The following is an 18,353-nucleotide window of genomic DNA, read 5'->3' as shown; positions in this document are numbered from 1 at the left end:
GCCCCATGAGCACCACCCCTCGCGTCGTCATCATCGGCGCCGGCATCGTCGGCACGAACCTCGCCGACGAGCTCGTCCAGCGCGGCTGGACGGACGTCACCGTCCTCGAGCAGGGTCCGCTGCCCCTTCCCGGGGGCTCGACGTCGCACGCGCCCGGACTCGTCTACCAGACGAACCCGTCACGGACGATGACCCACTTCGCGCGGTACACCGTCGAGAAGCTCGTCTCCCTGGGCTGCTTCAACCAGGTCGGCGGTCTCGAGGTGGCCACCACGCCGGCGCGGCTGGAGGAGCTCAAGCGCAAGGTGGGCTACGCGGCCTCCTGGGGGATCGAGGGCCGGCTGCTCACCCCCGAGGAGGTGCTCGCGCAGCATCCCCTGGTCAATCCCGAGATGGTGCTGGGCGGCTACCACGTGCCGACGGACGGGCTCGCCCTGGCGGCCAAGGCGGTGCAGGTGCTCATCGAGCGCACCACGCGCGCCGGCGTGACCTACTGCGCCGAGACGATCGTCACCGGCATCGAGCGCTCGAACGGCCGCGTGACCGGCGTGACCACGTCCGACGGAACCGTGCCGGCGGACATCGTCGTCTCCTGCGCCGGATTCTGGGGACCCGCGATCGGCGAGATGGCCGGCATGCCGTGCCCCCTCCAGCCGCTGGCCCACCAGTACGTCTTCACCTCCGCGGTCCCGGAGCTGGTCGGCAAGCACGACGCCCCGAACGGCGCGACCCTGCCGATCCTCCGGCACCAGGACGCGGACCTCTACTACCGGGAGTGGGGGGACCGGATCGGCATCGGCTCCTACGCCCACCGCCCGATCCCGGTGGACCTCGCCGACCTGCCGCACTACGCGCCCCGCGACATCGCCCACGACCGGATGCCCTCCCGCCTGGACTTCACGCCCGAGGACTTCACCGAGCAGTGGGCCGAGAGCCGGCGCTTCCTGCCGAGCCTGCGCGGCAGCGAGGTGGCCGAGGGCTTCAACGGCATCTTCTCCTTCACCCCGGACGGGGGCCCGCTCATCGGTGAGTCCCCGGACCTCGCCGGGTTCTGGGTGGCGGAGGCCGTGTGGGTCACGCACTCCTCGGGTGTGGCCAAGGCCATGGCCGAACTGCTGGTGGACGGCGCTCCGGAGACGGACCTGCACGGCTGCGAGGCCACCCGGTTCGACGACGTGCAGCTCTCCCCGGAGTACGTCGAGGAGACGGGCAAGCAGAACTTCGTGGAGATCTACGACGTCCTCCACCCCCTCCAGCCCCGGGAGTCGCCGCGCAACCTGCGGGTCAGCCCCTTCTATCCCCGGGAGCTGGAGCTCGGCGCGTTCTTCCTGGAGAGCCACGGGTGGGAGCGCCCGCACTGGTACGAGTCCAACGCCGCGCTCCTGGAGCAGCTGCCCGAGGAGTGGCGCGAGCCGGAGCGCGAGCCGTGGGCGGCCCGGTTCCACTCGCCGATCGCGGCGGTCGAGGCCTGGAAGACCCGCACCGCCGTGGCGATGTACGACATGACCCCGCTCAAGCGCGTGACCGTCGAAGGTCCCGGGGCCGCCGCTCTGCTGCAGCGGCTCACCACCGGCAACGTCCTGCGCAAGCCGGGCGCCGTGACGTACTGCCTCCTGCTGGACGAGAAGGCCGGGATCCGCAGCGACATCACCGTGGCCCGGCTCGGCGAGAACCTGTTCCAGGCCGGCATCAACAGCAGCGTGGACGTGGCGTACCTGTCCGCCGAGGCCACCCGGCAGAGCGCCGCGGACCCCACGGCCTGGGCCCTGGTCCGGGACACCACCGCCGAGACCTGCTGCATCGGGCTGTGGGGGCCGAAGGCCCGGAAGGTCATGGCGAAGGTCTCCCGCGACGACCTGTCCAACGACGGCCTGAAGTACTTCCGCACCAAGCAGATCCGGGTGGGCGGCCTGCGGGTCACCGCGATGCGCCTCTCCTACGTGGGCGAGCTCGGCTGGGAGCTGTACACCACCGCGGACCAGGGACTGCGGCTGTGGGACCTGCTGCACGAGGCGGGCCAGGAGTTCGGCATCGTCCCCGCGGGGCGCGCCGCCTTCAACAGCCTGCGCGTGGAGAAGGGCTACCGGTCCTGGGGCACCGACATGACCACGGAGCACACCGCCCTGGAGGCGGGACTGGACTTCGCCGTCAAGAAGGACAAGGGCGAGTTCGTGGGGTCGGCGGCCGTGGCCTCCGACGGCCAGGTGCGGCGCCGGCTGCGCTGCCTGACGGTCGACGACGGCCGCTCCGTGGTGATGGGCAAGGAGCCCGTGTACGTGGACGGCGCCGCCGCCGGCTACGTCACCAGCGCCGTCTTCGGCCACACCGTGGGCCGCCCGGTCGCCTATGCCTGGCTCCCGCCGGAGCTCTCCGAGGGGGACGGCGTCGAGATCGAGTACCTCGGCGAGCGCGTCCCCGCCACGGTCAGCGCCGAGCCGCTCGTGGACCCCGGCATGGAGCGCATCCGCGGCTGAGGCCCCTGCCGTCGCGGCCGGGGCGTGCGCCGCTCCGGCCGCGGCTCTTCGTCCCGACCTCGGGACTTCCCAGTACGACTTCTGCGATCGAGCACCGTTACCGGTGCCGACGACGACGAAAGGCAGTTCCAGCATGCACAAGGTCAAGGGCGTGGTGTCCAAGGGCAAGAACCAGCCGGTCAGTGTGGAGACCATCCTGGTGCCGGACCCCGGACCGGGAGAGGTACTGGTGGACGTGCTCACCTGCGGGGTGTGCCAGACCGACCACCACTACGTCCAGGGCGGGGTGGGCGACGACTACCCGTTCCTGCTGGGCCACGAGTCCTCGGGCGTGGTGTCGGCGATCGGGGAGGGGGTGACGGAGGTCGCCGTGGGCGACCACGTGATCCTGAACTGGCGAGCGGTGTGCGGCGAGTGCCGGGCCTGCCGCAGGGGCGAGCCCTGGTACTGCTTCGCCACCCACAACGCCACCCAGAGGATGACGCTCGAGGACGGCACCCCGCTGACCCCGGCCCTGGGCATCGGGTCGTTCGCCGAGAAGACCCTCGTCGCCGCCGGGCAGTGCACGAGGATCGAGGCCGACCTCGAACCGCACCAGTACGCGGCCGTCGGGCTGCTCGGGTGCGGCGTGATGGCCGGCATCGGCGCGGTGCTCAACACCGGCGCCGTGAAGCGCGGGGAGTCCGTGGCCGTGATCGGCTGCGGTGGGGTCGGGGCGGCCGCGGTCGCCGGTGCCGCACTGGCCGGGGCCACCACGATCGTGGCCGTGGACCTCGACGACGAGAAGCTGGCCACCGCGGAGCATTTCGGCGCCACCCACGTGGTCAACTCGAAGGAGCAGGACCCCGTGGCGGCGATCCGGGCGCTCACGGGCGGCAACGGCGCCGACCTGGTGATCGACGCCGTGGGCATCGCCCCCACCTTCCAGCAGGCGTTCGAGGCCCGTGACCTGGCCGGCCGGATGGTGCTGGTCGGGGTGCCCGCCCCCGGCACCACGTGGGAGATCCCGCTGGACGAGGTCTTCGGCCGCGGCGGGTCCATCAAGTCCGCCTGGTACGGCGACACCCTCCCCTCCAGGGACTTCCCGATGCTGGTGGACCAGTACCGGCTCGGCCGGCTGGACCTCGACGGGTTCGTCACCGAGCGCATCGGCCTGGACGACGTCGAGGAGGCCTTCGCGAAGATGAAGGCCGGCACCGTCCTGCGCTCCGTCGTGGAGCTGGACCGCTCGGCGACCGGCGCGGAGGAGCGTGGCCTGGAGACCGGCGCGGCCGCCCCGGCCGGAGCGGCCCGATGACCGGGCGGCAGGATGTGGGGCGGCGCACGGACGCCACGGGCCGGGTCCGGGTGGAGCACCTGGTGACCTCGGGGACGTTCTCCCTGGACGGGGGCACCTGGGAGGTCGAGAACAACGTGTGGATCGTGGGCGACGACGAGCAGTGCGTGGTCATCGACCCGGCCCACGCCCCGCAGCAGGTCGTGAACGCCGTCGGCGGCCGGGCAGTGGTGGCCATCCTGCTCACCCACGGCCACGACGACCACATCCGCGCCGTCGTCGAGGTCGCCGAGCAGCTGCGGGCACCGGTGCACCTGCACCCGGACGACACGATGCTCTGGGAGCAGGTCCACCCCGCCCGCCGCTTCGACCGCATCATCCGCGACGGTGACGTCTACTCGGTGGGCGGGGTGCGCCTCACCGCGCTGCACACCCCGGGCCACTCGCCGGGCTCGGTGTGCTTCTGGGCGCCGGACCTGGGCGAGGGCGGAGTGCTGTTCTCCGGGGACACCCTCTTCCAGGGCGGTCCCGGCGCCACCGGCCGCTCGTACTCGGACTTCCCCACGATCGTCGACTCCATCCGGGACCGGCTGCTCACGCTGCCGGGGACCACGGAGGTGCTCACCGGCCACGGGGACACCACCACGATCGGCGCGGAGGCCCCCCACCTGCAGGAGTGGATCGACCGCGGCCACTGAGCCGGCAGGAGGCCGGCCCGGGTGACGTTCCGGAGCACGCACGACGTCCCGGAGCACCCACGACGGAGCGCCGCCCCCGGGATCCCCGGGGGCGGCGCTCCGTCGTGCGTGCTCAGCGCAGGACGACCGTGCGGTTGCCGTGCAGGATGACCCGGCCCTCGCAGTGCCACTTCACGGCGTTGGACAGGGCCTTGCACTCGGTGTCCCGCCCCGCGGCCACGAGGTCCTCCGGGCCGTAGGTGTGGTCCACGTCCACGAGCTGCTGCGCGATGATCGGGCCCTCGTCCAGCTCGGCGTTGACGTAGTGCGCCGTGGCGCCCACGGTCTTCACCCCGCGCTCGTAGGCCTGGTGGTACGGCTTGGCGCCCTTGAAGGACGGCAGGAACGAGTGGTGGATGTTGATCACCCGTCCCTCCATCCGGGTGGCCAGCGAGTCGCTGAGCACCTGCATGTAGCGGGCCAGGACCACGAGGTCCACCTCGAAGCGGTCCACGAGCTCCAGCAGCCGGGCCTCGGCCTCGGGCTTGGTGTCCCGGGTGACGGGCACGTGGAAGAACGGGATGCCGTGCCACTCGACGAGGCGCTGGTGGTCGCGGTGGTTGGAGACCACCGCGACGATGTCCACGGGCAGGTCCCCGGTCCGGGCGCGGAAGAGCAGGTCGTTGAGGCAGTGGCCGAACTTGGAGACCATCACCAGCACCCGCCGCTTCGCCCCGTGCTCGCTGAGCTCCCAGCGCATGTCGAACCGCTCGGCCACCGGGGCCAGGTCCGCCCGGAGGGCCTCGGGGTCGAGGCCGTCCTCCGTGGCGGAGGCGACGTGCACGCGCATGAAGAAGTGGCCCAGCCGCCGGTCGTCGAACTGGGTGAGCTCCACGATGTTGCACCCGTGCTCCAGGAGCACCCCGCTGACGGCGTGCACGATCCCCGGTCTCTCCGGGCAGTCGAGGGTCAGCACCAGCTCCGTCGTGGGTGGAGCGGTGGTGACGGCCTGCGGCTGCAGGCGCTGCTCAGCATTCGATGACGTTGACGGCCAGTCCACCACGGGAGGTCTCCTTGTACTTGATCTTCATGTCGTTGCCGGTCTCGCGCATGGTCTTGATGACCTGGTCGAGCGAGACCGTGTGCTCGCCGTCGCCCTGGAGGGCCAGGCGTGCGGCGTTGATGGCCTTGACGGAGGCGATCGCGTTGCGCTCGATGCACGGGATCTGCACGAGCCCGCCCACGGGGTCGCAGGTCAGCCCGAGGTTGTGCTCCATGCCGACCTCGGCGGCGTTCTCGACCTGCTCCGGCGTGCCGCCGAGGACCGCGCACAGGCCCGCGGCGGCCATGGAGCAGGCCGAGCCCACCTCGCCCTGGCAGCCCATCTCCGCGCCGGAGATGGAGGCGTTCTCCTTGATCAGGATGCCGACGGCCGCCGCCGTCAGCAGGAACTCCACCACGCCGTCCTCGTCCGCCCCGGCGACGAACCGGTCGTAGTAGTGCAGCACGGCGGGGATGATGCCCGCCGCCCCGTTGGTCGGGGCGGTGACGATCCGCCCGCCGGAGGCGTTCTCCTCGTTGACCGCCAGGGCGTAGAGGTTGATCCACTCCATGGCCTGCAGCGGATCGGACGCCGGCCGGACGGCGCACGCGTCGGCGGCCGCCTCGGCCTCGCGCAGCCGCGCCCGCAGGCCCGGCGCCCGGCGGCGGACCTTCAGCCCGCCGGGCAGCCGGGCCTCCGTGCGCGTGCACCCGTTCTCCACGCACTCCTGCATGACGGCCCAGAGGCGCAGCAGGCTCGAGCGGAGCTGCTCCTCGCTGCGCCAGGACAGCTCGTTGGCGAGCATGATCCCGGCGATCGAGGTCCCCTCCCGCCGGCAGTGCTCCAGGAGCTGCCGGCCGGTGGTGAACGGGTACGGCACCTCCGTGGTGTCCTGGACGATGCGGTCCGCCCCGGACACGTCCCCGTCCACCACGAACCCGCCGCCCACCGAGTAGTAGGTCCGCTCCCGCACCGGCTCGCCGTCCGCCCCGAAGGCTGCGAACGTCATGCCGTTGGGGTGCGCGGGCAGCGACCTGCGCCGGTGCATGACGACGTCCTCGGCGCGGTCGAAGGGGATCGGCCGGACCCCCGCCAGGCACAGCTGCCCGCGCTCCGTGCTCATCCGCACCTGGTCGTCCGCCGTGTCGGTGTCCACGGTCTCCGGATCCTCGCCCTGCAGCCCCAGGATCACGGCCTTGTCCGAGCCGTGCCCGTGACCGGTGGCGCCGAGCGAGCCGAACAGCTCGGCCCGGACCCTGGCGACTCCCTCGAGGAGGCCGGCCCCGGCCAGCCCGTCCGCGAACAGCCGGGCGGCCCGCATGGGGCCCACCGTGTGGGACGAGGAGGGGCCGATGCCGACGGAGAACAGGTCCAGGGCGGACAGCGCCATCAGGGCACCTCGGGAGAGGCGAACTCCGTCATGCCGTCCAGCAGCCACCGGGCGGTGTACTCGGCGAAGGAGGCCCGCGGCATGATCCGCCACGTCAGCTCCTCCGTGCGCCACAGCAGCACCTGCACCGGGCCCAGGGTCGTGGCCACGGCGGTGCCGACCGCGAAGGCCCGCGGGTGCAGGTCCAGGTGGCAGCTCTTCTCGAGCACCGCGCGGGCCGAGGGCCCGGACAGCTCGAGGGTGGTGCGGTTGGCGGACAGGTCCACGGCCTGCCCGGGCTCGGTGCCCAGGGCCCCGGCCAGCCCGGCTGCGGTGCCGGCGTCGTCGGTGCCCGCCGCTCGGAGGTCGCTCCCCGCAGGGCCGATCTCCGCGGGCCCCACGCCCTCGGGGCCGACGAGCAGGAACTCGTCGGGCCCGATCCACAGGATCGCCGTGGCCCCGGCGGTGCCGGTGACCCGGCCGTGGCCGGTCGGCAGGGGCATCCCGGCCGCGGCGGCGACCGCCTCGGCGGCCGGAGTGCCGGGCGCCACCCGGATCCCGACCATGGTCAGGAACGGGATCTCGCGCAGGGCCACGCCCCGCTCGCCCGTCACGGTCTGCTCGTGCATCTGCTGCGCGAGGTGGGCGAGGGGACTGCGGCGCAGGGCGGTGGTGTCGGTCAGGAGCTGCTCAGCCATCACGGCGGTTCCCTTCGGGGTCGTAGAGCACGGGTTCTGCGATGACGACGTCCACGAGCCGCCCGTCGAGCGGGGCCTGGAGCGTCTCACCGATGCGGTTGCGGCCGTTCTCCACCAGGGCGAGCCCGAAGGTCCGGTCCAGGGCGGCGCTGCGGTAGCTGGAGGTGACGTGGCCGACCATGGGCACGGGGGCGACCTCCGGGGTGATGGGCGTGCCGTGGTCCACCAGCTGGGCGCCCTCCGGCAGCCGGAACGTCCGGTCCACCGGCAGGACCGCGACCAGCTGCTTGCGGTCCGGGCTGGTGGCGGACGGGCGGTCGTAGGAGCGCCTGCCGATGAAGTCCTTGGTCTTGGACACCACCCACTCCATCCCCAGGTCCTGCGGGGTGACCGTGCCGTCGGTGTCCTGGCCCACGATGGGGAAGGCCTTCTCCGCGCGCAGCACGTGCATGGTCTCGGTGCCGTAGGGGGTGATGCCGTACTCGGCGCCGGCCTCCGCGACGGACTCCCAGACCGACAGGCCGTACCAGGAGGAGACGTTGATCTCGAAGGCCAGCTCCCCGGAGAAGGAGATCCGGCAGATCCGTGCGGGCACCCCGGAGGCCAGGACGGTCTCGCGGAAGGCCATGAACGGGAACGCCTCGTTGGACAGGTCCAGCTCGGGGGCGAGCTTCTCGACGACGGCCCGGGACTTCGGGCCCACGACGGCGACGGTGGTGTACTGCTCCGTGACCGAGGTGAAGGTGACGTCGAGCTCCGGCCACTCGGTCTGGGACCACTCCTCGAGCCAGTCCAGGACCTTGGCCGCGCCACCGGTGGTGGTGGTCATGAAGTACCGGTCCTCGTCCAGGCGCAGGGTCACGCCGTCGTCGAAGACCATCCCGTCGGGGGTGCACATGACCCCGTACCGGCCCATGCCGGGCTTGAGCTTCTTGAAGGCGTTGGTGTAGACGCGGTTGAGGAACTCCCCGGCGTCCTTGCCCCGGATCTCGATCTTGCCCAGGGTGGTGGCGTCCATGAACCCCACGGACCCGCGCACGGCCGCGCACTCGCGCAGCACCGCCGTGTCCATGTCCTCCCCGGCCTGCGGGTAGTACCAGGGCCGCTTCCACTGCCCGACGTCCTCGAACAGGGCCCCGTGGGCCACGTGCCAGGGGTGGACCGAGGTCAGCCGCGCCGGGTCGAACAGGTGGCCGAGCCGTCGTCCGGCCAGGGCCGTGAAGGCCACCGGGGTGTAGGGGGCGCGGTAGGTGGTGGTGCCGATCCCGCCGACGTCGGTGCTGTTCAGCGCCGCGGCGATGACGCCGATGGCGTTGACCCCGGAGGTCTTGCCCTGGTCGTTGGCGGTCGAGATGGAGGTGTAGCGCTTGACGTGCTCCACGGACCGCATGCCGGCGCCGGTGGAGCGCAGCACGTCCGCGACCGTCTGGTCGCGCTGGAAGTCGACGAAGTGGCGGCTCCAGCCGGCGGACGCGCCCTCGGGCCCGGGCACCAGCCACAGCGGGCGGACGGGCGAGGACTCGACGCTCTCCGCGTGCGGGGTCTCGGGCTGGGTCTCGAAGCCGGCCCGGCCGGCGGCCTCGGCCCCGGCGAGGGCCCCCTCGGTGAGGCACCACGCCAGGTCGGTGGTGCCGTTGACCGAGCCCGCGGTGTGCTGGTCCCGCACGGGGGCGCCCGGCACGAACGCCGCGAGGCGCTCGTCCCAGGTCAGCTTGCCCTGCCGCTGGCTGTGCAGGTGGACCACCGGGGTCCACCCGCCCGAGACGGCGAGCAGATCCGTGTCCACGGTGGTGGTGGGGCCGGTCAGCGCGCCGGAGCCGTCGATCCCGCCGATCGTCACGGCGCTGATCCGCCCGTGCTCGCCGTCGCCGGCGGTGTCCACCACGGCGCTGCCGGTGATCAGGCGAACCCCGGTGGCGGCGGCGATGTCGGCGGCCCGGCCGTGGAGCTCCGGGCGGGAGTCGACCACGGCCGCGACACGGACCCCGGCGGCGGCGAGGTCGGCCACGAGGTCGTAGGCGGAGTCGTTCGTGGTGGCCACGACCACCGACGTGCCGGCGGCGACGGCGTAGCGGTTGAGGTAGGTGCGCACCGATCCGGCGAGCATGATGCCGGGGCGGTCGTTGTTGGCGAAGACGACCGGCCGCTCGTGCGCGCCGGTGGCGAGCACGATCTGCTGCGCCCGCACGTGCCAGATCCGCTCCCGCGACACGCCGGGACCCGGGGCCTCGGCGAGGTGGCCGGTGCGCCGCTGGACGGCGACGACGTAGTTGGCGTCGTAGTTGCCGAACGCCGTGGTGCGGTGCAGGACAGTGACCTCGGGCTCGGCCTCCAGGGCGGTGAGGGTGCGGGCGACCCAGTCGCGGGCGGGCAGGCCGTCGACGACGTCGTCGCGGCCCGACAGCAGGGAGCCTCCGGCCTCCGGCTGCTCGTCCATGAGGATGACCCGGGCCCCTGACTTCGCGGCCTCCCGGGCCGCGGCCAGCCCGGCGGGGCCGGCGCCGACGACGAGGACGTCGGTGTGCACGTGCTTGTGGTCGTAGACGGCCTCGTCCTTGCGGGGGTCGAGCTGTCCGAGACCGCGCAGGTAGGACGCCTGCAGACCGTCGGTCAGCTCGACCGTGGTGGCCGGGAGCATGGACTCGTCGACGTCGGCCTCCGTGCGCGCGGCGACCTTGACCAGCGCGTTGGGCTCCTCCACCCCGGCGGACACGATCCCGCGCGGACGGCCCAGGTACATCGAGTCGCCGCAGTGGATGCGCCCGGCGGCGAGCAGGGCCGAGGCCAGGGTGTCGCCGGCGTACCCGGTGTGCTCCTGCCCGTCGACGGTGAAGCGCACCGGCGTGGTGCGGTCGATGCTGCCGGGCGCACTCTGCTGCGCCGGCAGGCGGTGGGTCTGCGCGCTCACTTGACGCCTCCGATCTCGGGCTTGGGCTCGTCGATCCTGTAGACGGCCTTGATGTCGTAGGTCACGGTGTCGCGGACGACGTTGAACCAGCGGCGGCAGCCGACGGCGTGGGCCCACCGTTCCGCGATCAGACCCTTGGGGTTGTTGCGGTAGAAGAGGTACTCCGCCCACTCCTTGTCGGAGAGCCGGCTGGGGTCCTCGGGGTAGGGCACGTGCGCCTCCCCGCCGTACTGGTACTCGGTCTCGTCGCGCGGCCCGCAGTTGGGGCACTCGATCAGCAGCATGGTGTTCCGGCCTCCTAGTGGGCCACGGCGGCGGCGCCGTGCTCGTCGATGAGGACCCCGGTCTCGAACCGCTCCAGGGCGAAGGGCTCGTTGAGGGGGTGGGGCTCGTCGTGGGCGATGGTGTGGGCGAAGGAGTAGCCGGCGCCGGGGGTTCCCTTGAACCCGCCGGTCCCCCAGCCGCAGTTGACGTACATCTGGTCCACGGGCGTCTTGGAGACGATCGGGGAGGCGTCCAGGGTGACGTCGACGATGCCGCCCCACGTGCGCAGGACGTGGGCGCGGGCGAAGATCGGGAAGAGCTCCACCGCTGCCGCCATCTGCTCCTCGATGACGTGGAAGGCGCCGCGCTGGCCGTAGCCGTTGTAGGCGTCCACGCCGGCGCCCATGACCAGCTCGCCCTTGTGGGCCTGGGAGACGTAGACGTGCACGTGGTTGGACATCACCACGGTCGGGTGCACGGGCTCGTGCAGCTCCGAGACCAGGGCCTGCAGCGGGTGGGACTGGATCGGCAGCCGGAACCCGGCGAGCTCCGCCAGGACCGAGGAGTGCCCGGCCCCGCAGAGCCCGACCTTGCCGGCGTTGATCCGCCCGCGGGACGTCTCCACGGCCACCACCCGGTCGCCGTCCTTGACGAAGCCGGTGACCTCGCAGTTCTGGATGATGTCCACGCCCATCTCGTCGCACTTGCGGGCGAAGGCCCAGGCCACGTGGTCGTGCTTGGCGATGCCCGCGCGCGGCTGGTAGGTCGCCCCCATCACCGGGTAGCGGATGTCGTCCCCGATGTTGATGATCGGGCACAGCTCCTTGACCTGCTCCGGGCTGATCCACTCCGCGTCGATGCCGTTGAGCTTGTTCGCGTTGACCCGGCGCACCGACTCGCGGACGTCCCCCAGGGTGTGCGCCAGGTTCATCACGCCGCGCTGGGAGAACAGGAAGTCGTACTCCAGCTCCTCGGGCAGGATCTCCCAGAGCTTCAGGGAGTGCTCGTACATCGCCGCGGACTCGTCCCACAGGTAGTTGGAGCGGATGATCGTGGTGTTGCGGGCCATGTTCCCGCCGGCCAGCCAGCCCCGCTCCAGCACGGCGATGTTGGTCATGCCGTGGTTCTTGGCCAGGTAGTAGGCGGTCGCCAGCCCGTGTCCGCCGCCGCCGACGATCACGGCGTCGTAGGAGGACTTCGGGTCCGGGTTGCGCCACAGGAAGTCCGGGTGCTCCGGCAGCAGGTCGGCCATCAGAAGGCTCCGTTCAGGGCGGGGGCGGACAGGTTCGGGTAGAGCGGGAACCGCTCGGCCAGGGCGGTCACGCGATCGCGCAGCTGCTCGACGAGCTCGTCGGTCAGCTCCTGGATCAGCGCCTGGGCGATGATGTCGGCCACCTCCGTGAACTCCTCGGCCCCGAAGCCGCGGGTGGCCAGGGCCGGGGTGCCGATCCGCAGACCGGAGGAGACCATCGGCGGGCGGGGGTCGAAGGGCACGGCGTTGCGGTTGACCGTGATCCCGATGCGGTGCAGCCGGTCCTCGCCCTGCTGTCCGTCGAGCTCGGAGTTCCGCAGGTCCACCAGCACCAGGTGCACGTCGGTGCCGCCGCTGACCAGGTTGATCCCGGTGGCCATGACGTCCGGGGACAGCAGCCGGGTGGCCAGGATCTTCGCGCCCTCCAGGGTGCGCACCTGGCGGTCGGTGAACTCCTCGGCCGCGGCGTGCTTGAAGGCCACGGCCTTGGCGGCGATCACGTGCTCCAAGGGGCCGCCCTGCTGACCGGGGAAGACCGCGGAGTTGATCTTCTTCGCGTGCTCCTGCTTGCACAGGATCACCCCGCCGCGCGGGCCGCCGAGCGTCTTGTGCGTCGTGGAGGTCACCACGTCGGCGTGGGGCACCGGGTTGGGGTGCAGCCCGGCGGCGACGAGCCCGGCGAAGTGCGCCATGTCGACCATCAGGTACGCCCCGACCTCGTCGGCGATCGCGCGGAACGCGGCGAAGTCCAGCTGCCTCGTGTAGGCGGACCAGCCGGCGATGATGAGCTGCGGGCGGTGCTCGCGGGCGAGCCGGGCGACCTCGTCCATGTCGACCCGGTGGTCGTCCTCGGAGACCCCGTAGGCGGCGACCTGGTAGAGCTTGCCGGAGAAGTTGAGCTTCATCCCGTGCGTCAGGTGCCCGCCGTGGGCGAGGTCCAGACCCAGGATGGTGTCGCCGGGCTGGAGCAGCGCGGACATGGCCGCGGCGTTGGCCTGCGCCCCGGAGTGCGGCTGGACGTTGGCGTGCTCGGCGCCGAACAGGGCCTTGAGGCGGTCGATCGCCAGCTGCTCGATCACGTCCACGTGCTCGCAGCCGCCGTAGTAGCGCCGGCCGGGGTAGCCCTCGGCGTACTTGTTCGTGAGCACCGAGCCCTGGGCCTCCATGACCGCCGAGGGCGCGAAGTTCTCGGAGGCGATCATCTCCAGCGTGGACTGCTGGCGCCGCAGCTCGGCGTCGACGGCCGCGGCGACCTCGGGGTCGCTCTCGGCCAGCGGCTGGTACAGGGAGTGGTCCTCGTGCACGGTCATGTGCCCTCCTGGGAAGTTTTCTGTGTGCAACTGATATATCAGTTGTTCAGGCCTAGTATGTGACGAGGGGCACGGCGGGTCAAGCATGACGTCCCGCCCCGTCGTCATCCGGCGCTCGGGCCCCGTCACACACGCCGCAGGAAGGGCCCGCATGCTGCAGCACACCGACGAGACCGCGGCGGGCGGCCGGTCCCTGGCCGACCAGGCCTTCCTCCGGCTGCAGGACCGGTTGATCCTGCTCGACATCCCGCCCGGCAGCCCGCTCAACGAGGCCCGCCTGAGCGAGGACCTGGGCGTGGGGCGCACTCCGCTGCGCGAGGCGCTCAAGCGGCTGGAGTCCGAGCACCTCGTGGTGACCTATCCGCGCCGGGGGACGTTCGCGACCACGGTGGACATCACGGCCCTGTCCGAGATCTCCCAGGTGCGCGAGGTGCTGGAGCCGCTGGCGGCCCGTCTGGCCGCCGCGCGGCGCGGGGGTGCCGCCCGCGAACGGCTGGAGCGGCTGCGGGAGCAGCTCGAGGAGCCGGCCGCCGAGGACCGCGAGGACACCCTCCGCTGGGACGTGGCCATCCACCGGGCCGTGTACGCCGCCGCCGGCAACGCGCACCTGGAGACGACCCTGACGCGCTACGGCAACCTCGCCACCCGCATCTGGTGCGTGGCCGCCGACCGGATCCCGCAGCTGCAGGAGCACATCTCCGTGCACACGGCCCTGCTCACCGCGGTGCTGGAGGGCAGGGGTGACGAGGCCGCCACGATCATGCTCGAGCACATCCGCGACTTCGAGGAGCAGGTGCGGCGGGTCCTCTGAGCGGCCAATTGTTGCGCTGATCACAACTTCGATGCGTCGCCGCCGCACCACGGGCGGCTGAATGTCTCCCGGTGTGACCGGGTTTAACCTCGCAGTAACACGAATTAACGTCACGGCCATTGACGGTGAGCTGGATCACTCCCTACATTGAGGCAACGCTGTTGCATTGACAGCAACGCACTTGCGCCAAGAGGCACTCCTCTTCCCCGGCTCCCAGGCCGTTCGGCACGGATCCGCTCCGTGCCACCAGGAGCACCCACGAAAGGACGACCATGACCACCTCGCCCATCACCGCCCCCGCTGCCTCCGTCGCCGAGCTCGAGCGCCTGAAGACCCTGCACAACGGGCAGAAGGAGCAGCTGACCTTCTCCGACGCCGAGTTCGAGCGCCGGCTGGACGGCCTGCGGCGGATCATGGCGGAGCAGCAGCTCGACGCCGTCATCCTCACCAGCTACCACGGCATCAAGTACTACTCGGACTTCCTCTACACCACGTTCGGGCGCAACTACGCCCTCGTCGTCACCGCCGACGACTCCGTCACGGTCACCGCCAACATCGACGCCGGCATGCCGTGGCGCACCAGCTACGGCGACAACATCGTCTACACCGACTGGCGGCGCGACAACTTCTACTACGGCCTCCAGGAGGCCCTGCGCCGGCGCGGTGTGCAGGCCCGGCGGATCGGCGTCGAGGACGACGCCCTGCCGCTGCTGACCCGCCGGCGCATCCAGGCCGCGTTCGAGGGCGCGGAGCTCACCGACGTCTCCCAGGACGCCATGCGCCAGCGCATGCTCAAGTCCGCCGAGGAGATCGAGGTCATCAAGCACGGCGCGCGCATCGGCGACCTGGGCGGGGAGGCCATCCGCGCGGCGATCCGCGAGGGCATCACCGAGTACGAGGTCGCACTGGCCGGCACCGAGGCCATGGTCCACGAGATCGCCCGCACCTTCCCGCACCGGGAGGTCCGCGACACCTGGGTGTGGTTCCAGTCCGGGATCAACACCGACGGCGCCCACAACTGGGCCACCACCCGCAAGCTGCAGCGCGGAGACATCCTGTCCCTGAACTGCTTCCCGATGACGTCGGGCTACTACACCGCCCTGGAGCGCACCCTGTTCCTCGGCGAGCCGGACGCCCGCTCGCGCGAGCTGTGGGAGATCAACGTCGAGGTCCACGAGCGCGGCCTCGAGCTGATCAAGCCGGGCGCGGTGTGCAAGGACATCGCCGCGGAGCTCAACGAGATCTTCATCTCCCACGGCCTGCTCGCCAACCGCACCTTCGGCTACGGCCACTCCTTCGGCGTGCTCTCCCACTACTACGGCCGCGAGGCCGGCCTGGAGCTGCGCGAGGACATCGACACCGTGCTGGAGCCGGGCATGGTCGTGTCCATGGAGCCGATGATCACGGTCCCGGAAGGCGAGCCGGGCGCCGGGGGCTACCGCGAGCACGACATCCTCGTCGTCGGCGAGGACGGCGCGGAGAACATCACCAAGTTCCCGTACGGCCCCGAGCACAACATCGTGTCCGCCTAGGCGCGGAACGACGACGACGGCGGCGGCGCCCCGGTGCGCCGCCGCCGTCCTCCCCGGCAGCTCCTCTGCCGCAGCCGCACCCCGCGGCACCGCCACATCCACTGCACGGAAGGACCACGGTGGTCACCACCCGTTCGCTCGAAGACCTCGACGCCCACAGCTACCAGGAGTACGTGGCCACCGGTCAGGGGCTGGTGCTCATCCCCACCGGGGCCACGGAGCAGCACGGTCCGCACATGCCGCTGGGCGTGGACGCCATGCTCTCCCGCGCCATCTGCGCCGCCGCGGCGGAGGACCTCGACGCCCTGGTGGCGCCGGCCTTCTGCTACGGCTACAAGTCCCAGCCCCGCTCCGGGGGCGGCAACCACCGCGCCGGCACCACCAGTCTCTCGGCCCAGGCCCTCATCGCACAGACGAAGGACGTGGTGCTGGAGTTCTTCCGCCACGGCGTCCGCCGGATCGCGGTGGTCAACGGCCACTTCGAGAACTACCAGTTCCTCTACGAAGGACTCGACCTCGCGGTGCGCGAGGCCCGGGCCGGCGGCCTCGACGACAGCCGGGCCCTGCTGCTCTCGTACTGGGACTTCGTCGACGAGCAGACCCTGGCGGCCGTCTTCCCCGACGGCTTCCTCGGCTGGGACATCGAGCACGGAGGCGTCCTCGAGACCTCGCTGATGCTCCACCTGCACCCCGAGAAGGTCGACATGTCCCGGGCCCCCGACCATCCCCCCGCTGACCTGGCCCCCTACGACGTTTTCCCCGAGGACCCCGCTCGCACCCCGAGCTCCGGGTGCCTCTCCTCTCCAGCAGGCGCGACCGCCCAGCGCGGCGAACTGCTGCTCTCCACCGTCCGCACCGGCATCGTCCGGGCGGTCACCAGCGAGTTCGGGAAGTGAGAAACACATGAAGAAGTCACACGCCTCCGCGGCGGCCGCCACCGAGGCCGTGACCGTGCCGCGGTTCCGGGGGCGGCACCTGCCCGCCCTGGACCGGCTCGTCATCACGGTCCTCCCGCCCCTGCTCATCATCGCCGTGCTGGTGGTGGTGACCATGGACCCGGGCGGCGCCGCCGAGGCCATCTCCACGGCGCGCACCTTCGTGACCGGGAACTTCACGTGGCTGTTCATCCTGTACTCGCTCGTGGCGGTCGCCGTGTGCGTGTGGCTGGTCGTCAGCCGCGTCGGCTCGATCCGCCTCGGCGGCCCGGACGCCCGCCCGGAGCACGGCAAGTTCGCCTGGTACTCGATGCTCTTCGCCTGCGGACAGGGCATCGGCCTCATCTTCTGGTCGGTCGCCGAGCCCATCCTGCTCCGGGACGACAACCCCGTCGTGCCCGCGGGACAGGACGGCGCGGCCGAGGGCGCCATGGTGTGGTCCTACTTCCACTGGGGCCTGACGGCCTGGGCCATGTACTGCGTGGTGGCCGTCTGCCTCGCCTACTCCCACCACAACCTCGGCAAGACCCTCACCTTCCGCGAGGCCACGGTCGACATCCTGCCGAAGTGGTCGCAGCGCGGGGCCGGCGTGGTCGTGGAGCTGCTGGCCATCATCGCCACCGTCCTGGGCCTGGCCACGTCCTTCGGCTTCGCCGCCATGCAGTTCAGCTCGGGACTCGCGTCCTTCACGGGGCTCTCGCCGAGCTCGGGCGTCTGGCTGCTGGTCATCCTGGGCCTGGGCGGGCTCACCGCCGTCTCCGCGTTCTTCGGCATCAACAAGGGCATGAAGCGGATCAGCGAGCTCAACTCGGTGCTGAGCATCGTGCTGCTCGTGGCCGTGTTCGTCTTCGGCCCCACGATCTTCCTCATCTCCAACATCACGCAGACCTTCGGCTCCTTCTTCACCAACTTCCTCCCGATGAGCTTCTGGACCGACGCGGGGACCGCGGGTCAGGACATCGCCACCTGGCAGGACAGCTGGAACGGCTGGTGGACCGTGTTCATCTGGTGCTGGGTCATCGCCTTCAGCCCGTTCGTCGCCGGCTTCATCGCCCGCATCTCCCGGGGGCGCACCATCCGTGAGTTCGTCATCGGTGTCACGGTGGTCCCCTCCCTGATCGTGATGGCGTGGATCGGCGTGATCGGCTCTGCGGCGCTGCACTACGACGACCGCAGCGACCGCGGCATCTCCGCGGCGGTCGCGGCGGACACGTCCAGCGGACTGTTCGTCATGCTGGAGTCCGTGCCCGTCGTCGGCTCGCTGCTGCTCGTGGTCGCCACCGTGCTCGTCGCCACCTACTACGTCACCTCCCTGGACTCCGGCGCCCACGCCCTGGCCGAGTTCGTCTCCGCGCCGCGGAGGGCCGGGCCCCTCTTCCGCGTGGTGCTCGTGGCCAGCATCGCCGCCGTGGCGGTCACGCTGCTCACGCTCGGCGGCACCGCGGTGGTGGACACGGTGCAGACCGGCACCATCATCGGGGCCTTCCCGTTCTCCTTCGTCATCCTGTTGATGATCGCGAACCTGGTCCGGCGGCTGCTCACCCGCACCCCGGAGACCGAGCGCCTGGAGCGCGAGGTCAACGACCCCTCGCCGGACGCGCCCGGCGGCGAGGACGCCACGGTGGTGGAGCGGGCGGTCCCGCAGCCCCCGGCCCGGCCGGCCGCGGTGCCCGCCGGACGGGAGCCGGTCCCGGACGCGCTCGCGCGGCCGTGATCCCCGCCCGCGGGACGGTGGCCCTGACCGCGGTCGCGGCGTGCCCACCGTCCCGCGGTGCGATTTTCGAAAAATTTTTCTGAAACAAATG

Annotated in this window: 14 protein-coding genes; 7 read left to right on the top strand and 7 right to left on the bottom strand. The window is 71.5% G+C overall.

The features are described from left to right. The first annotated feature begins 5 nt into the window (after window positions 1-5). From H488_RS28290 to H488_RS28280, 3 genes are all read left to right on the top strand, one after another. On the top strand, window positions 6-2,474 hold the full coding sequence (locus H488_RS28290; protein WP_017833546.1) for a GcvT family protein: 2,469 nt from the start codon (window positions 6-8) through the stop codon (window positions 2,472-2,474). 133 nt (window positions 2,475-2,607) lie between these two features. Continuing rightward, complete coding sequence (locus H488_RS28285) at window positions 2,608-3,771, top strand: S-(hydroxymethyl)mycothiol dehydrogenase (RefSeq protein WP_017833545.1); 1,164 nt, start codon at window positions 2,608-2,610, stop codon at window positions 3,769-3,771. After that, the gene (locus H488_RS28280) at window positions 3,768-4,448 is read left to right on the top strand and encodes an MBL fold metallo-hydrolase (protein ID WP_017833544.1); all 681 of its coding nucleotides are present in this window, start codon (window positions 3,768-3,770) and stop codon (window positions 4,446-4,448) included. The genes H488_RS28285 and H488_RS28280 overlap by 4 nt, the downstream gene beginning before the upstream one ends. A 112-nt stretch (window positions 4,449-4,560) precedes the next feature. Here the strand turns inward: H488_RS28280 and purU are convergent, their stop codons facing one another. From purU to glyA, 7 genes are read right to left on the bottom strand one after another with little or no spacing between them, the layout of a single operon-like run. Further along, window positions 4,561-5,448, bottom strand: coding sequence for a formyltetrahydrofolate deformylase (gene purU, locus H488_RS28275; RefSeq protein WP_031283052.1), 888 nt, complete (start codon window positions 5,446-5,448; stop codon window positions 4,561-4,563). Between the two features lie 7 nt (window positions 5,449-5,455). Further along, window positions 5,456-6,859, bottom strand: a complete 1,404-nt coding sequence (locus tag H488_RS28270; protein ID WP_017833542.1) for an L-serine ammonia-lyase — start codon at window positions 6,857-6,859, stop codon at window positions 5,456-5,458. Next, a complete protein-coding gene (locus H488_RS28265; RefSeq protein WP_017833541.1) occupies window positions 6,859-7,536 on the bottom strand; it encodes a sarcosine oxidase subunit gamma in 678 nt (225 codons plus the stop codon). The genes H488_RS28270 and H488_RS28265 overlap by 1 nt, the downstream gene beginning before the upstream one ends. Beyond that, the gene (locus H488_RS28260; RefSeq protein ID WP_017833540.1) at window positions 7,529-10,444 is read right to left on the bottom strand and encodes a sarcosine oxidase subunit alpha family protein; all 2,916 of its coding nucleotides are present in this window, start codon (window positions 10,442-10,444) and stop codon (window positions 7,529-7,531) included. Before H488_RS28260 ends, H488_RS28265 begins: the two co-directional genes overlap by 8 nt. Next, window positions 10,441-10,728 (bottom strand): sarcosine oxidase subunit delta, encoded by a 288-nt coding sequence (locus H488_RS28255; protein ID WP_017833539.1) that lies wholly within the window; start codon window positions 10,726-10,728, stop codon window positions 10,441-10,443. Before H488_RS28255 ends, H488_RS28260 begins: the two co-directional genes overlap by 4 nt. A gap of 14 nt (window positions 10,729-10,742) precedes the next feature. Further along, window positions 10,743-11,960, bottom strand: a complete 1,218-nt coding sequence (locus tag H488_RS28250; RefSeq protein ID WP_017833538.1) for a sarcosine oxidase subunit beta family protein — start codon at window positions 11,958-11,960, stop codon at window positions 10,743-10,745. Beyond that, window positions 11,960-13,270, bottom strand: a complete 1,311-nt coding sequence (gene glyA / locus H488_RS28245) for a serine hydroxymethyltransferase (RefSeq protein ID WP_017833537.1) — start codon at window positions 13,268-13,270, stop codon at window positions 11,960-11,962. The genes H488_RS28250 and glyA overlap by 1 nt, the downstream gene beginning before the upstream one ends. Before the next feature lie 151 nt (window positions 13,271-13,421). Between glyA and H488_RS28240 the strand changes: the two genes are divergently transcribed. The 4 genes from H488_RS28240 to H488_RS28225 all read left to right on the top strand — a co-directional run bounded on the left by H488_RS28240 (window position 13,422) and on the right by H488_RS28225 (window position 18,262). After that, complete coding sequence (locus H488_RS28240; protein ID WP_017833536.1) at window positions 13,422-14,081, top strand: GntR family transcriptional regulator; 660 nt, start codon at window positions 13,422-13,424, stop codon at window positions 14,079-14,081. Window positions 14,082-14,353: 272 nt separating this feature from the next. Continuing rightward, window positions 14,354-15,613 carry a M24 family metallopeptidase gene (locus H488_RS28235; protein ID WP_017833535.1) on the top strand — a complete coding sequence of 420 codons (1,260 nt, stop codon included), beginning with the start codon at window positions 14,354-14,356 and terminating at the stop codon, window positions 15,611-15,613. Between the two features lie 119 nt (window positions 15,614-15,732). Next, window positions 15,733-16,509 (top strand): creatininase, encoded by a 777-nt coding sequence (locus tag H488_RS28230; protein WP_017833534.1) that lies wholly within the window; start codon window positions 15,733-15,735, stop codon window positions 16,507-16,509. A 7-nt stretch (window positions 16,510-16,516) separates the two neighbouring features. Continuing rightward, the gene (locus H488_RS28225) at window positions 16,517-18,262 is read left to right on the top strand and encodes a BCCT family transporter (RefSeq protein WP_017833533.1); all 1,746 of its coding nucleotides are present in this window, start codon (window positions 16,517-16,519) and stop codon (window positions 18,260-18,262) included. Window positions 18,263-18,353 lie beyond the last annotated feature (91 nt).

The organism is Kocuria sp. UCD-OTCP, from assembly GCF_000349605.1.
Classification (GTDB): domain Bacteria; phylum Actinomycetota; class Actinomycetes; order Actinomycetales; family Micrococcaceae; genus Kocuria; species Kocuria rosea.
This window is presented reverse-complemented; position numbering and strand designations above follow the sequence as displayed.

Excerpts from the sequence above, each read along its gene's own strand:
- H488_RS28290 (WP_017833546.1), top strand. The coding sequence starts at position 6 with ATGAGCACCACCCCTCGCGTCGTCATCATCGGCGCCGGCATCGTCGGC.
- H488_RS28285 (WP_017833545.1), top strand. The coding sequence starts at position 2,608 with ATGCACAAGGTCAAGGGCGTGGTGTCCAAGGGCAAGAACCAGCCGGTC.
- H488_RS28280 (WP_017833544.1), top strand. The coding sequence starts at position 3,768 with ATGACCGGGCGGCAGGATGTGGGGCGGCGCACGGACGCCACGGGCCGG.
- H488_RS28270 (WP_017833542.1), bottom strand. The coding sequence starts at position 6,859 with ATGGCGCTGTCCGCCCTGGACCTGTTCTCCGTCGGCATCGGCCCCTCC.
- H488_RS28265 (WP_017833541.1), bottom strand. The coding sequence starts at position 7,536 with ATGGCTGAGCAGCTCCTGACCGACACCACCGCCCTGCGCCGCAGTCCC.
- H488_RS28255 (WP_017833539.1), bottom strand. The coding sequence starts at position 10,728 with ATGCTGCTGATCGAGTGCCCCAACTGCGGGCCGCGCGACGAGACCGAG.
- H488_RS28250 (WP_017833538.1), bottom strand. The coding sequence starts at position 11,960 with ATGGCCGACCTGCTGCCGGAGCACCCGGACTTCCTGTGGCGCAACCCG.
- glyA (WP_017833537.1), bottom strand. The coding sequence starts at position 13,270 with ATGACCGTGCACGAGGACCACTCCCTGTACCAGCCGCTGGCCGAGAGC.
- H488_RS28240 (WP_017833536.1), top strand. The coding sequence starts at position 13,422 with ATGCTGCAGCACACCGACGAGACCGCGGCGGGCGGCCGGTCCCTGGCC.
- H488_RS28235 (WP_017833535.1), top strand. The coding sequence starts at position 14,354 with ATGACCACCTCGCCCATCACCGCCCCCGCTGCCTCCGTCGCCGAGCTC.
- H488_RS28225 (WP_017833533.1), top strand. The coding sequence starts at position 16,517 with ATGAAGAAGTCACACGCCTCCGCGGCGGCCGCCACCGAGGCCGTGACC.